The sequence below is a fragment of the Eximiradius proteiniborus genome (assembly GCF_058546985.1).
Genome location: NZ_CM178592.1, coordinates 1,998,790 through 2,013,712 on the forward strand (window position 1 = coordinate 1,998,790; position 14,923 = coordinate 2,013,712).

13 protein-coding genes are annotated in these 14,923 nt (G+C 38.6%); 8 read left to right on the forward strand and 5 right to left on the reverse strand.

Going from position 1 to position 14,923, the window contains the following annotated elements; genetic code table 11:
- The first annotated feature begins 75 nt into the window (after window positions 1-75).
- Entirely contained in the window at window positions 76-390 is a 315-nt protein-coding gene (locus ACY2LT_RS08350; protein ID WP_491815094.1) for a hypothetical protein, read from the forward strand.
- Window positions 391-500: 110 nt separating this feature from the next.
- On the opposite strand, the gene ACY2LT_RS08355 is transcribed toward ACY2LT_RS08350, so the two are convergent.
- Entirely contained in the window at window positions 501-1,487 is a 987-nt protein-coding gene (locus ACY2LT_RS08355) for an AAA family ATPase (protein WP_491815095.1), read from the reverse strand.
- Between the two features lie 153 nt (window positions 1,488-1,640).
- On the opposite strand from ACY2LT_RS08355, the gene ACY2LT_RS08360 reads away from it, so the two are divergent.
- The 3 genes from ACY2LT_RS08360 to ACY2LT_RS08370 all read left to right on the forward strand — a co-directional run bounded on the left by ACY2LT_RS08360 (window position 1,641) and on the right by ACY2LT_RS08370 (window position 4,827).
- Entirely contained in the window at window positions 1,641-2,888 is a 1,248-nt protein-coding gene (locus ACY2LT_RS08360; RefSeq protein ID WP_491815096.1) for an SO_0444 family Cu/Zn efflux transporter, read from the forward strand.
- 123 nt (window positions 2,889-3,011) lie between these two features.
- On the forward strand, window positions 3,012-4,340 hold the full coding sequence (locus ACY2LT_RS08365; RefSeq protein WP_491815097.1) for an LCP family protein: 1,329 nt from the start codon (window positions 3,012-3,014) through the stop codon (window positions 4,338-4,340).
- Window positions 4,309-4,827: a SixA phosphatase family protein gene (locus ACY2LT_RS08370; protein ID WP_491815098.1), complete on the forward strand. Its 519-nt coding sequence runs from the start codon at window positions 4,309-4,311 to the stop codon at window positions 4,825-4,827. The genes ACY2LT_RS08365 and ACY2LT_RS08370 overlap by 32 nt, the downstream gene beginning before the upstream one ends.
- Here the strand turns inward: ACY2LT_RS08370 and ACY2LT_RS08375 are convergent.
- Window positions 4,824-7,382 (reverse strand): RecQ family ATP-dependent DNA helicase, encoded by a 2,559-nt coding sequence (locus ACY2LT_RS08375; RefSeq protein ID WP_491815099.1) that lies wholly within the window; start codon window positions 7,380-7,382, stop codon window positions 4,824-4,826. The genes ACY2LT_RS08370 and ACY2LT_RS08375 overlap by 4 nt on opposite strands.
- A 131-nt stretch (window positions 7,383-7,513) precedes the next feature.
- Here ACY2LT_RS08375 and gltX point away from each other — a divergent pair, with 131 nt between their 5' ends.
- The 4 genes from gltX to ACY2LT_RS08395 are packed head-to-tail and all read left to right on the forward strand — an operon-like array spanning window position 7,514 to window position 12,039.
- Window positions 7,514-8,977 (forward strand): glutamate--tRNA ligase, encoded by a 1,464-nt coding sequence (gene gltX / locus ACY2LT_RS08380; RefSeq protein WP_491815100.1) that lies wholly within the window; start codon window positions 7,514-7,516, stop codon window positions 8,975-8,977.
- Between the two features lie 3 nt (window positions 8,978-8,980).
- Window positions 8,981-9,490, forward strand: coding sequence for a ComEA family DNA-binding protein (locus ACY2LT_RS08385; protein ID WP_491815101.1), 510 nt, complete (start codon window positions 8,981-8,983; stop codon window positions 9,488-9,490).
- Window positions 9,429-10,670, forward strand: a complete 1,242-nt coding sequence (gene hemW, locus ACY2LT_RS08390) for a radical SAM family heme chaperone HemW (protein WP_491815103.1) — start codon at window positions 9,429-9,431, stop codon at window positions 10,668-10,670. The genes ACY2LT_RS08385 and hemW overlap by 62 nt, the downstream gene beginning before the upstream one ends.
- Window positions 10,651-12,039 carry an LptF/LptG family permease gene (locus ACY2LT_RS08395; RefSeq protein WP_491815105.1) on the forward strand — a complete coding sequence of 463 codons (1,389 nt, stop codon included), beginning with the start codon at window positions 10,651-10,653 and terminating at the stop codon, window positions 12,037-12,039. Before hemW ends, ACY2LT_RS08395 begins: the two co-directional genes overlap by 20 nt.
- On the opposite strand, the gene ACY2LT_RS08400 is transcribed toward ACY2LT_RS08395, so the two are convergent.
- From ACY2LT_RS08400 to ACY2LT_RS08410, 3 genes are all read right to left on the reverse strand, one after another.
- The gene (locus ACY2LT_RS08400) at window positions 12,032-13,228 is read right to left on the reverse strand and encodes a putative sugar nucleotidyl transferase (RefSeq protein ID WP_491815107.1); all 1,197 of its coding nucleotides are present in this window, start codon (window positions 13,226-13,228) and stop codon (window positions 12,032-12,034) included. The genes ACY2LT_RS08395 and ACY2LT_RS08400 overlap by 8 nt on opposite strands.
- Before the next feature lie 13 nt (window positions 13,229-13,241).
- Window positions 13,242-14,477: a hypothetical protein gene (locus ACY2LT_RS08405; RefSeq protein WP_491815109.1), complete on the reverse strand. Its 1,236-nt coding sequence runs from the start codon at window positions 14,475-14,477 to the stop codon at window positions 13,242-13,244.
- 151 nt (window positions 14,478-14,628) lie between these two features.
- On the reverse strand, window positions 14,629-14,817 hold the full coding sequence (locus ACY2LT_RS08410) for a YfhL family 4Fe-4S dicluster ferredoxin (protein ID WP_491815110.1): 189 nt from the start codon (window positions 14,815-14,817) through the stop codon (window positions 14,629-14,631).
- Between the last annotated feature and the right edge of the window lie 106 nt (window positions 14,818-14,923).

Consider the following 14,923-nt stretch of genomic DNA (forward strand, 5'->3'; position numbering starts at 1 on the left):
TTAATTGCATCATAATTATCAGCAGTTAATTACATAATTAATTAAATTGTATGTTTATTATTTTTTAGGTGTATTATGAAAATCAAAGTGATGTTGCTTGCTCTGCTTGCATTCACTTTCACTGCAGTTGCTCAAAACGCTCAGCCACAACCAAAGCAAGAAGTAAAACCTGCTCAAAAGACTGAAAAAGCTGTTGAAAAGAAAGAAGTAAAAGCTCCGGCTGCAACTGAAAAAGCTGCTACTAAACCAGAAACCAAACAAGAAGTAAAAGCTGCTAAGACAACTACTACACCTGCTACACCAGCAACTCCAGCTACTGAAAAACCAAAAACTGTAAAAGAAGTAAAGAAAGTTAAAGAAGAAAACAAAGAACAAAAAGAAAAGAAATAATATATCTTTAAAGATAAAAGGCTGCTTCTTTCGGGAAGCAGCCTTTTTTATTTTTTTATTTCTGAAATAATCTGTTACTTTTTTTGCATTGCCTTAATGCAACTGAATTTTTATACTTCTTTTATTAATTGTTCGATTATGTCTGCTGCAGAAACATTGTCTGCCTCAGCATTGAAACTTGTAACTATTCTGTGGCGAAGCACCGGCAATGCAACTGCTCGCACATCATCAATATCGGGTGTGAATCGTCCCTGAAGAGCCGCACGAGATTTTGCACCTAATATCAGATATTGCGAAGCTCTCGGTCCAGCTCCATAATTGATAAATTCCTTGATGAATTTACTACTCGATTGCTTCGGACGCGACGCTCGCACCAGCCCGACAGCATATTCTACGACATTATCCGCTACAGGCACCCGACGGATTAAATCCTGAAACTCAACGATTGATTTTCCGTCCAACACTTTATCAACTTCGGGACGCCATTCAGCAGTTGTTGTTTTTACTATTCGCACTTCTTCTTCGAAACTCGGGTAATCAAGCCAGATATTGAACATAAAACGGTCTAACTGTGCTTCGGGCAATGGATATGTTCCTTCCTGCTCAATTGGGTTTTGCGTTGCAAGCACAAAAAATGGCAACTCGAGCTTGTGAGTTTTGCCCCCGGCGGTAACCTCGTATTCTTCCATTGCTTGTAGCAATGCTGATTGTGTCTTTGGTGGTGTTCGGTTAATTTCGTCAGCAAGCACTATGTTTGCAAAAATCGGTCCACGAATAAAACGGAATTCCTTCTGACCGGTTGAGATATTTTCTTCTATTACTTCGCTACCGCTAATATCTCCGGGCATAAGGTCGGGTGTGAACTGAATTCGGTTGAATTTCAGCTCCAAAGCTTTTGCCAGAGTTCTTATTAACAAGGTTTTTGCAAGACCGGGCACCCCAATAAGCAACACATGCCCACGTGCAAACAAGGATACTATCAGTTGCTCAATTATTTCATCCTGACCAATTATTACTTTTGAAATTTCATTTTTCACCATTTTAATTGCTTTTGCAAGCTCCGCAATCTTTTCCTTATCGCTTATTCTTTCGCTCATACTTATTCATTTAAAAATTAACAAATTTTTATTGACGTTATTATAATTATGTAATTGTTACAATTTGCAAATTAATCGATTTTTTTAATATTAAAAAAAATTAACTAATATAAATAGAAATTTTTCGTCTTACTTAAAAAATTAAACTTAAAAATGGATTTTTTAAATATTCTAATACAGATTTTTGTTGAAATGTCGCCCTATATTATGTTGGGGTTGATATTTGTCGGATTGCTTAATCTATTGATAAAAAAAGAGACTATTTCAAAACATTTGGGGAAAAACAACAGTTCGTCGATAATAAAAGCCTCATTGTTTGGCGTGCCGCTTCCTTTGTGTTCTTGTGGTGTGATTCCAACTTCTGTATATTTTGCAAAAAGCGGAGCAAGCAAAGGTGCTGTGATTTCATTTCTTACATCAACACCACAGACAGGCGTCGATTCAATTATCGCAACTTATGGAATGATGGGACCAATTTTTGCTGTTTTTCGTCCCTTTGCAGCACTGTTTATGGGCATAATAAACGGCTCGCTGATTAACAGGATGTTTATTAAAGAGCAGCCGGGCAACGCATTGTTTATCGATGAGTATTCCCCGAATGAAAAACAAACTTCAATTAAAAGCAAACTTTCCGCATTTTATAAATATTCGTTCGTTGAATTTTTAGATGATATTGCCCCACAATTTGCTTTGGGACTTTTGATTGCTGCTGCCATAACGTATTTTATTCCGGACAACTTTTTCAGCGGTAGCATTATTCAGGACGGTTTGCCGGGTATGCTCGCTGTTATTCTAATTGGGGCGCCAATGTATATTTGCGCTACTTCGTCTATTCCGATTGCAATGAGCCTGATTGCTAAAGGCTTTTCGCCGGGTGTAGCATTCGTCTTTTTGGCTGTCGGACCTGCAACAAATGCCGCTTCTTTCGTAATTTTGATGAAAGTCTTAGGCAGGAAAGTTGCTTTTTCTTATTTGCTATTATTAATTATTACCGCTATACTTTTTGGCTACCTGCTGGATTATATCTTCCTTGTTTCGGGTGTGAACCCATTGTCGCAGTTGTCCTCTACGCAACACCACCACACCTCAGAAATAAACAGTTTCTATGTTGTGGTTTCGGTTGTTTTTCTTGTATTTCTTGCTATGTCTTTTTATAGAATATATATCAGGAAGTATTTCCAAAAAACAAAGGAAATTGATATGATAACTCTCAAAGTGAAAGGAATGAACTGCAATCATTGCGTCAGCAATGTTACAAAAATTATTCAATCTGTTCCCGGTACCTCAAAAGTGGAAGTTAATCTTGCAACAGAAACTGCAATAATTGAAGGTAATCCCGATTTAGCCCAAATCAAAAAATTAATCGAAGAAGCGGGCTATAGCGTTGAAATAAATAAATAGTTATTTCCTCACTTTTTTCATTCTGTTGGTGAATAATTAAGTTTATTCATCCTACCTTTATTAACTTGCTTATTTTTTAAATTCTTGTTAATTTTCAGTTTATTTTCTTTGCACATTTGAAAAATGGATGACGAAATTGTATCGAAACGCAAAAAGAGTGTAATTATTCTCCCGGCGTTTGTGTTGTTGATTATTCTTGGGGCTTATCTCGGCTATCAGCATTTTTCTTCCAATACTGATGATTCAACTATTGCCGATACTACCAGCACAGATTCAATTAATGACGACAGAGAATTTATCGAAGCGGTTATTCCAATCGTAGATTCTACTGAACAATATGTAATAGTTAGTTCGCCCGACGACCTGTCTGTTGCAATCGACAATTCTGCCGGAAAAGGAGTTAAGCAAATCTATAACGGTCGCCGTATTAATATCGCTGTTACTGGTGTGGATAGTCGCTTGGGAACGAACACACGGCACGCAGATGCAAACCACATTATTTCTTTACTTATTGATAGCGGCAAAGTCGAGCTATTTGCCATTCCAAGAGATACCTATGTGGACTGCGGCTACGACGATAGTACCGGACTTAACAAACTAACCGTGTTGCGCGCTGGCGCCGGACGTGAACGCTATCTGTGCGAACTTGCCAGAATTGCCCGACTTGACAAAATTCACTACTGGGTAGAATTCGGTTTTTCTCAGGCTATGGGATTAATTGAACTGCTCGGGTATAGCAATCCTAAAGCTACTTTGCGAGTGCTTCGCTCTCGTAAAGGGCTCGGCGGAGACGACTACCAACGCGTCTACAACCAATCGCAATTTATTCGCCAATCTATTCTCCGCCATTTTGCAAAACTCGATGGACAACTCGGGGCTTTGCTCATTCGTGCCGGGCTTGCTCTTGTCGAGACAAATCTATCTTTCGATGTTGTGAACGATCTTTATAAACAGATGAAAGATAAAGGTTTTCCTCATTCAGCATCTGATATTAAAGTGTTTGTGCGTCCTCCGGTTCCTATTGACTATAAAGTTTATGATTTTACTGATGAAGAAACAATTGCCGAACTCCGAAATAAAATCGATCGGTTCTATCGCTACAACGAAGCAAACGCCGATAGCAATGATCGCAATTTTGTTGTAAATCCACTTCGTGTTTTGCAAAAAGCAATCGCTTCTGCTGCTGCAGATACTGCCCGCAATCCTCAAGCCTCTATCAACAAACTTCAAACTTACTTTGACCAGCGTTCCTGGTACCAAATTGACGATTTGGATGAACGCACCAGAGTGCGTAACGAAATGGCTGAAATTTTAATTGCGGCTTATCACAAAAGAAAGAAAACTGATGAAGCAAATAAAATTAGAAATATTATTGAAATTGAAAATAAATTATTGAAAAACAAGCAAATCTCTGATAAATATGAAGAAAGTGATAATAGCCCGACACGCTAAATCCAGTTGGGACAATCCAGATTGGAACGACTTTGAACGTCCGCTAAATAATCGCGGACTGCGGGATGCTCCTTTTATGGCACAAATTGTAGCTAAATTAATCGATAAACCCGATTTAATTATCAGTTCCCCGGCTGTCCGGGCTGCTACCACTTGCCGCTTTTTTGCCGATGCTCTGAAATACGACGAAAGTAAAATTCTTTACGATGAAAACATTTATTCTAATGGCGTTCGCTATATTTTAAATCTTCTTTCATCACTCGATGAAAATATTGCTTCAGTTATGATTTTTGGACATAATCCCGATATTACTTCGCTATTCTCCCGGCTTACCGGCGAATATATCGACAATGTTCCTACTTGTGGTGTGTTCGGTGTTGCCTTTGATATTGATAGCTGGAAAAAAATTGATGATGAAAACGGTAAATTGCTTTTCTATGAATACCCTAAAAAGCATTTCAAAGGTGATAAGTCAATCATCGATTAATCAATGCTTTTGCGTGCAATTGCCACAAGTATACGCAAAACGGCATAATCAATTTCCTCTGCTAAATTATCCCGAAGCTTGCTGAGTGTGATAGCAGGCTTTTTGTATATTATTTGCTTTATTCTGTTAAAAGTATTGCTATTTGTTAGGAGTTGCCAATCGAATGAAATTTGGTCGTTCATTATTCCATCCTGTACAAGTCTTGCAATCGTTCCTTTATCAGTGTTATAAATTTTAGCAATTTCCTCAATTCTCAATTTTTCTTTGAACAACTTTACAATCTTAATTAGTTCTTCGTCAATAATCTGCTCTTCCTCGCTTTGCTCGAAATCTTGATTTATCGCTCTGTAAAAATCCTGCCCATATTTTTCCATAATGTAACGGCTAATGCCGGGCACCTGGCAAAACTCTTTGTAGCTAATATGCGGTTTGAGGGCTATTTCTCTAAGTGCTTTGTCGCTTGCAACCGAACGTTCAGTAATTCCTTCGCTTTTTGCTATTTGATGTCTGATAGCCTTTAGTTTTTCCATAAAATCATTGTTTGATATTGGCTCATCCAAAGCTTTTCCTATGTAATGCAAACCTTCAGGAGTAATACTCAATATAGGATACATTCCGGCAGATACTTGAAGCAGTCGTCTCGAAATTGCATTCTCTATCGCGTATTTTATGTCGTATTCGGAAAAATCGCTCAAAGCACCAAATAGCTCAACTTCATCCAACTGATATTTTCTTAATTTCGCGTTGCTTTTGCCTTGTAGCAATTGAATAAATACCGTTTTCCCAAATTTATTGTTAATCTGGCAAACTGCATTAAGCAAAGTCTTTAAAATAAACTCACGTTTCTGCAAAGTAGCCTTCGTATGGCTTTTGCTTGTGCAGGATGAACAACGCCCGCAAGTTGAACTGTAGCTGTCATCCCGAAAATAGTCAAGTATGTAATTTCTTTTGCAATTTGTTGTATATGCATAGTTGATAACATTATTCAATTTCGAAAAAGCAATTTTGCGTCTTTCCAGAAGTTCATTGTAATTGATTTTGTTTGCTAATACTGCTTTCGAAGTCTCTAACAATTTTATTTCTCCGGCAAGCGAGCCGTTATCGAATTCAATAAAACGTAGAACAGACAAAGTTTTCAATGTATCTTCGAGTGTTTTCTGATGGACATTGAATTTCATAATAGTTTGAGCAATGTCTAATTCCACAGGGCGACGAAATGCCTCAGCAGAAACTTGCTTTAATATTGCAGTCAGAGCTGTGCGGCGTTCTTCAGTTGTGTTTTGCAGAAAATTTCTTACCTCATCCATTGTCGCAAGAAATTGTATCTGGGCTGAAGCGTTTCGGCGCGATAATTCAATTATTTCTGCTCTTTCAAGAATTTCAAGCGACGACGCAAAGCGTCCTTCGCTAATTGCTGCCTGATTTGCCAGTTCTGCCACTGGCAAAGCAATTCGCTTGCTTTGGTCGGCACAACTGATTAGCGTAATAAAAACTTTTTCTATATCCTCTTGCTCGGGATAGCGATTTGCAATAAAAAATTCCTGCAAAGCGACATCCTGATTATTGTGTAGCAAATAACAATTTGCTGGACGACCGTCCCTGCCGGCTCGCCCAGCTTCTTGATAATATGCCTCGAGTGTGCCCGTATAGTCGCAATGAATAACGTTTCTGACGTCTGGCTTATCTATTCCCATTCCAAATGCGTTTGTTGCTACAATTATCGGTATTTCGCCAGATAAAAACAAATTTTGAGAAAGTGTTCTTTGCTCTGCTGGCATTCCAGCGTGATATGCAACACACTGAAAACGCAAATTTCCCAATTGTTTTGCTACTTCTTCCACTCTGTTTCGTGAACCGCAATATATAATTGTCGAACCTTTTGGGGTCGATTTTAGTATTTCCTTTATTTTTTCAATTTTCTGGGTTGTTTCCACTGTGTGATAAGATAAATTCGGTCGGTCGAACCCTTTTACAAATTTTTTCACATTTTTCATTCGCAGATAACGAACTATGTCTTCCTGCACTTCTGCGCCAGCAGTTGCAGTAAAAGCCGAAATCGGGCGTATGTCCAAATTCTCCAGAGATTTATAAATGTTCAGGTATGCAGGACGGAAGTCGTGTCCCCATTCGGATATGCAATGAGCTTCGTCCACTGCAAGAAATGAAATATTAATATGAACGAGCAATTTCTTGAAAAAGTCATTTTCCAATCGTTCTGGTGCTATATATACTATCTTGTATTGCCCTGACAAGATATTTCGCATTCTTTCCTGCAACTGCTCGAATGGAAGCGAACTATTGATGTAGGTTGCAGGTATTCCACGCCCGACTAATGCATCCACCTGATCTTTCATCAATGCAATTAATGGAGAAATTACGATTGCTGTGCCATCGAGCATAAGTGAAGGTATTTGATAGCAAATGGATTTTCCTCCACCGGTTGGCATAATTGCAAGTGTATCATTCCCGGCAAGAATAGACCTGATTATTTCCTCTTGCCCCGAGCGAAATGATTTATATCCAAAATATTTTTCTAAAACTTCAATAGGTTCCATTCTTAAAAATAATCATTATTTTTCTTTTTTATTGCATAACTCATCGAATATATCAATTGATTAATTTTCATAGATTTATTAATTTGCACTTCTTTTAAATTGCTATTTTTGAATTAATTACGGAATGGATAATGAGCGTTAGAGTAAGATTTGCTCCTTCCCCAACTGGATATCTTCACGTTGGTGGGCTACGAACAGCACTTTACAACTACCTTTTTGCTCGTCATCACGGTGGGCAATGCGTTCTGAGAATAGAAGATACCGATAGAACTCGTTTCGTCGAAAATGCACAAGAAAACTTGATTAAGTCTCTTCGCTGGGCTGGGATTGAATTCGACGAAAGCCCCGAAGTCGGTGGTCCTTATGGTCCTTATGTGCAATCTGAAAGATTTGATTTATATCGCAAATATGCCACTGAACTATTAGACCGTGGCGCGGCATACTATGCTTTCGACACGCCCGAAGAGCTGGACGCTATGCGCGAGCGTCAGCAAAAAGCTGGAATTGCTCCCAAATACGACCGTTCAACTATGCGAAATCAATTCACACTCGGTCAGGAAGAAACTCAACGCCTGATCGATAGCGGTGCTCCTTACGTTATTAGAATGAAGGTGCCGATTACCGGGGAAATTCGTTTCAGCGATTTAATCCGTGGCGAGGTGGTTGTTTCGGGTAAGGACGTGGACGACCAGATTTTACTGAAATCAGATGGCTTCCCTACCTATCACCTTGCTAATGTTGTGGACGACCATTTGATGAAAATCACACACGTTATTCGTGGTGAAGAATGGCTACCCTCGACCCCGAAGCACGTTCTGCTTTACGATGCTTTCGGTTGGGAACGCCCGCAATTTGCTCATCTGCCATTGCTATTGAACAAGGACAAAACCAAACTTAGCAAGCGTCAAGGTTCTGTTGCTGTGGAAGATTTTGTGGAACGTGGCTATTTCAAAGAAGCTTTCGTTAATTTTATTGCTCTGCTTGGGTGGAATCCTACTGCCGACCGCGAAATTTTCTCTATGGATGAACTTATAGCAACATTCTCCCTCGAAAAAGTAAATAAAGCCGGTGCTGTTTTCGACACACAGAAGCTTGATTGGATGAATTCGCAGTATTTGCGTGCCTTCGAGCCTGCTGAACTTGTTCAACGTCTCAAACCTTATATGTCCGAAGAGATACTTGGTAAATTCAATGATGAATATATAGAAAAAGTTATTGTTCTCTTGCGTGAAAGAATCGACATACTTCGCGACGTGCTTACTTTCGGCGACTATATGTTTGATAAACCAAAGAGCTACGACCCGGATTATTTGCAAAAGCACTGGAAAGACACTACTCTTGAACTTATAAAACCACTGATTGACGTTTTTCGTTCCGTCGATATCTGGGAGCACAAGCAGCTACACGACGAAACAATGAAATACGTTGAAAGTCGTTCTGTTAAGCTAAAAGATGTTATTCATCCTATCCGTGTGATGATTACCGGTAAATCTGTTGGTGCTGGTATGTTCGAAACAATGGAAGTGCTCGGAAAACAGGAATGTATAGAACGCTTCGACCTCTTTGTGGAACAGAAAGAAAAAGGGTTGCTCTGATTTATGTTTTTGCGCAATTTCATAGCAAAAATTCAGACTCTTACAAATATGACCCAAAATGAAATTTTGGCGGTTCTGTTCATCTTTGGTTCAGGATTGGCTGGTTTTGGCTTGAAATTGCTTGATGCAAACAAGTTGTTGATTTCTACTGATACATACAATTCAGCAATTGATAGTGCTATGAAGGTGGAGCGTTCCACCTTCGTTAGCACTGATTTCCAGAATAACCCAAATCCTGCACTTGTTCCTGCCGACACTTTAAAGCCAAAGGAAACGTTTTTTCCAGCTTCGGGCACATCTTCAAAAAAATCTGAATTCACCGGAATTGTTAATATCAACACAGCCTCGAAAGTTCAGCTTATGAAACTTCCCGGTATTGGCGAAAAAACTGCTCTTGCAATTATTGAATACCGAAGCAAACAAAAATTTAACTCAACTGAAGCAATCATGAATGTTAAAGGCATTGGACCGAAAAAGTTCGAAAAAATTAAAAACAACATTACGGTTCAATGAAGTGCCACCACTTGGCGTATATATTCACTTCCCTTTTTGCAAAAGAAAATGCCATTACTGCGATTTTTATTCAATTACTAATCTTCAGGAAATTCCAAATTACATTAATTTCTTGCTGTTGGAAATACATCGTCGTTCCCAATCAATTGCTGAACAATTTTCGGTAAAAAACAGAGCAATCAACTCAATCTTTATTGGTGGCGGCACTCCATCGTTGATTAATCCGCAAAATATCGAAAAAATACTTTCATCAATAAATAAATATTTCGTTATTTCTTCGGATGCCGAAATTACTCTCGAATGCAATCCTGCCGCAAGCGATGCAAAATTCTTTGCTGAATATGCTACGCTTGGAATAAATAGAATTAGCATAGGTGTGCAATCATTCATTGATGACGAACTTCGTTTTTTGCAGCGACTGCACTCAGCTGCTGAAGCAAGGACAACTATCGAAACAGCACAAAAATATTTCAACAATATTTCTATAGACTTGATTTTCGGGCTACCCGGACAAACTTTCGCTGATCTCCAAAAGTCGCTTTCGCAAGCAATAGCGTTTGAATTGCCACATATTTCATACTATGCTTTAATCTATGAACAAGGCACACCGTTGCACAATGATTTGCTTTCGGGCAAAGTTCTGCCAATCTCCGACGAAGAGAGTGCCGATTTTTATTTACAAATCAGCAACACTCTACGATCCTGTGGTTACGAACATTACGAAATTTCAAATTTTGCTCGTCTGGGTTTCCGTTGCCGCCACAACATAAAATACTGGACTTGCTCGGACACTCTTGCTTTCGGAGCCTCTGCTGTTGGTATGCTCGACGGTTTTCGCTATAAAAATGTGCCCGATGTATCAAAGTATTTCACTTTGTTGAATGAAGGAAATCTTCCGGATGAATTTTGCGAGAAACTAACGTTTGATGAACGCTTAACCGAAAGTATCTTTCTTTCACTTCGTTCTCTTGGCTTGAATTTTCAGGATTTTCACGAACAATTCGGTATTGATTTATCAACAATTTTGAATAAGGAAATTGAAATTTTAGTTGCTTCAAATTTAGCAGAATTTGAAAATAAAACACTAAAACTAACGCCAAAAGGTTATTATATTTGCGATGAAATAACTTTGCGTTTATTGAAAATAATCGAGAAAGCAAATGTTCAAAATATTCGATAGATATTTATTAAGAGCCCATATTGCCCCGTTTCTCTTTGGTTTCTGCACAGTGATTTTTCTGTTTCTTATGCAGTTTTTGATGAAGTATCTGGATAAGCTCGTTGGCAAAGGAATAGACGTTTGGGTTATTCTGCAACTTATCGCTTATAATATTGCCTGGATGGTGGTGCTTGCTGCACCTATGGGAGTGCTGTTTTCAACTTTGATGGCTTTCGGCAATTTGTCCTCCAACCACGAAATAACTATTATAAAAGCAAGTGGCGGTAGCCTTATCAGAATGATGTTTCCGATTGTTATTGTTTCTGCATTTTTAACGGTTGCTTTGTTTTGGTTCAATGATAAAATTCTTCCGGAGACCAACCTCCGCGCTAAAACTCTTATGGGCGATATTACTCGCACAAAACCAACTTTCATTTTAGAGTCGGGGCAGTTTTCCACCGAAATCGAGGGTTATACAATTATTGCTCGCAACGTCGATTCATTAACCGGGCTACTTCGCGGGGTTACTATCTACGATCTGACCGGAATGGCTTCTCGCAATATTATTTCTGCCGATACCGGAACTTTGAATTTTACGCCGGACTATAGCAAACTTATTCTGAAGCTTCGCAATGGCGAAATTCATCAACTTCAATCAGGCAGAGCCAGCAACTATAAGATTGTCGAATTTGTTGATTATCAAATAATGATGAACGCAAGCGGTTTTTCCTTCCAGCGTTCAGATATTGACGGCACTGCACGTGGCGACCGCGAAATGCGAATAAGCGATATGCAGCAAATTGTTAATGAATCTATGAAATACGTTGAAATTGCCCGAAATAACAAATCAAAAACTATTAACGCGCACCTTGATTACATTCTTCATAGCAAAGCACCATTGGAAACCGACGAGTCTCGTGTTGTTTCCAGCAATTTTGCTTATGTTGATACAGCGTGGCAGGCTCGCACCAGCCGAATTTCTCAAAGATTGAGTTTTCTGGAAACAACTGTTCGCTCTAATTCCTTTGCCGAAAGGGACTACACTTTACGTGCAAATCAATATTTGGTCGAGATTTACAAAAAATATGCTATTCCGTTTGCTTGTTTTGTTTTCGTTTTTGTTGGTTGTCCGCTGGGAATTATCACTCGTCGAGGAAATTTCGGAATTAGTGCTTCCATTAGTCTCGGTTTCTACATATTCTACTGGGCTTGCCTTATTGGCGGGGAAAAATTAGCCGATCGCGGTTACATTGATCCTTGGCTTGCTATGTGGGCTGGGAATATTATTATTGGTATTATAGGAATTATTCTAACTCTTCGCACAAGCTACGAAACTCTTGAATTTCTCAAAATATCGAATTATATAAAACGCAAATTTGCTTCTAACTAACTTTTTCGTATTCTGCTTTCATCAACGCTATTTCAAATTTGTTGAGTGATTTTCCGCGCCTCTTCATCATTGCCTGTGCTGTTTCGATGGCTTGCTCGAAATTGTGAATCCTGCTTCCTTCGCCGCCGCCCCACGTAAACGACGGTATTTGGCTTGGGAAAAATCCTGAATGAAACAAATTGCAATGTATGCCGCAAGTCGTTCCGGTAGTGAATTGCGAGTTGATAGCTGTTTTGGTGTGGTCGCCCGCCATCAGTCCAATGAACATCTTGTCCGTAGGGACTCGCTTGCCGGGCAATCTCATAACTATATTGGAATATGTGTTTTTTAAATCGGAATTGTTTGTGTCTGCTCCGAAATTCACCCATTCACCTACGAACGAATGACCTAAAAATCCTTCGTGTTGCTTATTGGAATATCCTTGGAATACTACTGCTTCCACTTCGCCGCCCACTTTGCAATATTCACCGAATGAGCAATTTTCATATATTTTTGCTATTGCTTTAATGAGAGTTTTCTTTCCGATGTATGCAGGACCAATAATTACACTGTTTGCCATAATTTTTGCTTCGTCGTCTATGATGATTGCCCCTTTGCTTGCGTCAAGCACTGCGCCCGGCATAATTTCAACATCCCGACCAACGTAAATTTCATTTCCTATCAGATGAGTGCCAAAAAATGGGTTTGTAATGTTCTTTATTTGTTGAAGTCGCTCTCTGATCAGTAGCAAATCATAATTAATTTGCTTGCCGTTTAAGTCAATTATTTCCCAGATATAATTAACAGTTTTTATTTCAATCTCGACATTGATTTTTTCGCTTTCTTTATCAGAAAACTGCTTGAATTCTGCAACTATTTTGTTTTTGCAACTGAACGAAATATCTTTTGAGTGATTTGCCGAAATGATAAATTTAATTTCTTCTATAAGCGAAAAGTCTGGAATAATGTTTCCATCAATAAATAAAACGTTTTTCCTGAACGAAGGATTTTTGATGTCATTTCGCTCTAAAAACGAGGACTTCAGCAATTCTTCACTTTCGTAAGCAAACGAAATATCAGGAAGGAGCAATTTCCAGCGTTCATAATTCTTCAAACAACCGCACAAAAATTCATACGAAGGATGAAGAACAGAAAACGGGTATAAGTTTTCCAACTCCTTTGGGTCGCGCAGAACAATTGTATTAATCATAATATTGCTCCAATTACCAGGGAAGTATTTTATTTAAGGCAGTATCAGTGAGCCGAACAATTCCTCGACGCGACGACATAGCAAAGATTATGCTTCCATCGCCCGTTACCGCAGGCACAGTATAAAATGTATCAATTTCGTTCAGTGAACGGTCTTCAATCAACTTTCCGTTGTCGTTGTCCAAGAAAAATATTGCAGCTCCGTTTGGATTTGTTCCGACAATTGCTGATTTTGATTTGCCGATAAGTAGTGGAGAAGTAGCAGACATCGAAAGAAAAATCCTCCAGTTTTGCTTGCCTGTTCTGCTGAACGAGAAAATGCCGCTCATTGTTTCGCCCACTCCGGTATTATAGCCAATTACGTAAGCATTTTGTTCGCTTGCTGATAAATATCTTGGGAAAACAGGCAATTCCTGACGCCATTTCTCAAAACCTCGCTTGTCGTAACAAATAAGAAGTGAGCCGCTTTTGCCCGCATTTTGCATAACACCAATAAGATAAATATTGTCGCCGCTTACCACCGGATTTCTGATTATTCTTACAAAATCAATCGGCTTGTTATATTTCTCTTTCCCGTTTTTGTCTATCATTACTAAATTATCTGTATCTCCAAATGTATTCTTTGTCAGGACAAAATATACATTCCCGTTTTCGTCCGCGGCAAAGGACCTCGAAATTGAAGTATTATATTGCTTTTGAAATATCAATTTCCCATCGAACGATACTTTCAGCAGTTTGCCGGTTGTTGTTCCTATGAGCACTCCATCTTTGGTAACCAACACATCAGAAAACATTTCGAACGGGTCGAAATCATCAGAAAATTCATATTCCCAGCGTTTTTCTCCCCGATTATTGAATGAATAAAGTATTGGCTTTAGCGAAACAAAATATATGTTCTGTTCGTGGTCTGCTGCTGGTCTGGTCGAAACTGGTGTGCTATCGGGCACAATAAATGTTGATTTGAGAATATCTTTCGAAATAAATGCAATTGTTCCGTCTGCACTTATCAAGTAATAATCGTTGTTTCCAACTACGAGCGGTTCAATCTGGCTTCCTGCATACAAAGCTGTGTCGGATTTGCCATTGAAGTTTTTGGCTTCTAAAACGTTTGTGGAAAACCTTTTGTATCCGGAATAATCATTCGAGCGCGTGAAACTGCCGCTTACATTGAAAACACCTTCTTTGAACGGATTGCCGCAAGATGAAAGAATTACTGAAATCACTAATATTAAAATTATGCTTTTTTTCATTTTAGACTTTCTCGTATGTAATTTAAAGTATAAAAATATAAATGAATTTGCTCAAATGCAAGAAAAAATAAGTAGGAATGCAATTATCTCAGTATATAAAAAAAGAGACGCAAATAATAGCGTCTCCTTTCCAAAAATATAATTTCAATTATTAGAGTTTGTGAATTGCATCAACAGGGCAAACAGAAACGCATTGTGGTTCGTCGAAATGACCAACGCATTCAACGCACTTATCTGGATCAATCATTGTATGCTCGTCGCCGTCATATATGGCTTGAACTGGGCATTCAGGTTCGCAAGCACCACAGGAGATGCATTCATCGTTAATGAACATTGCCATTTTAATATCCTCCTAAACAACTTTAATTAGTTTTACAAAATTTCGTATTTAGTTTAAACTAAATAACTTACGTTATTTCGTTTATATTTACAAATTTAAGTAAAAA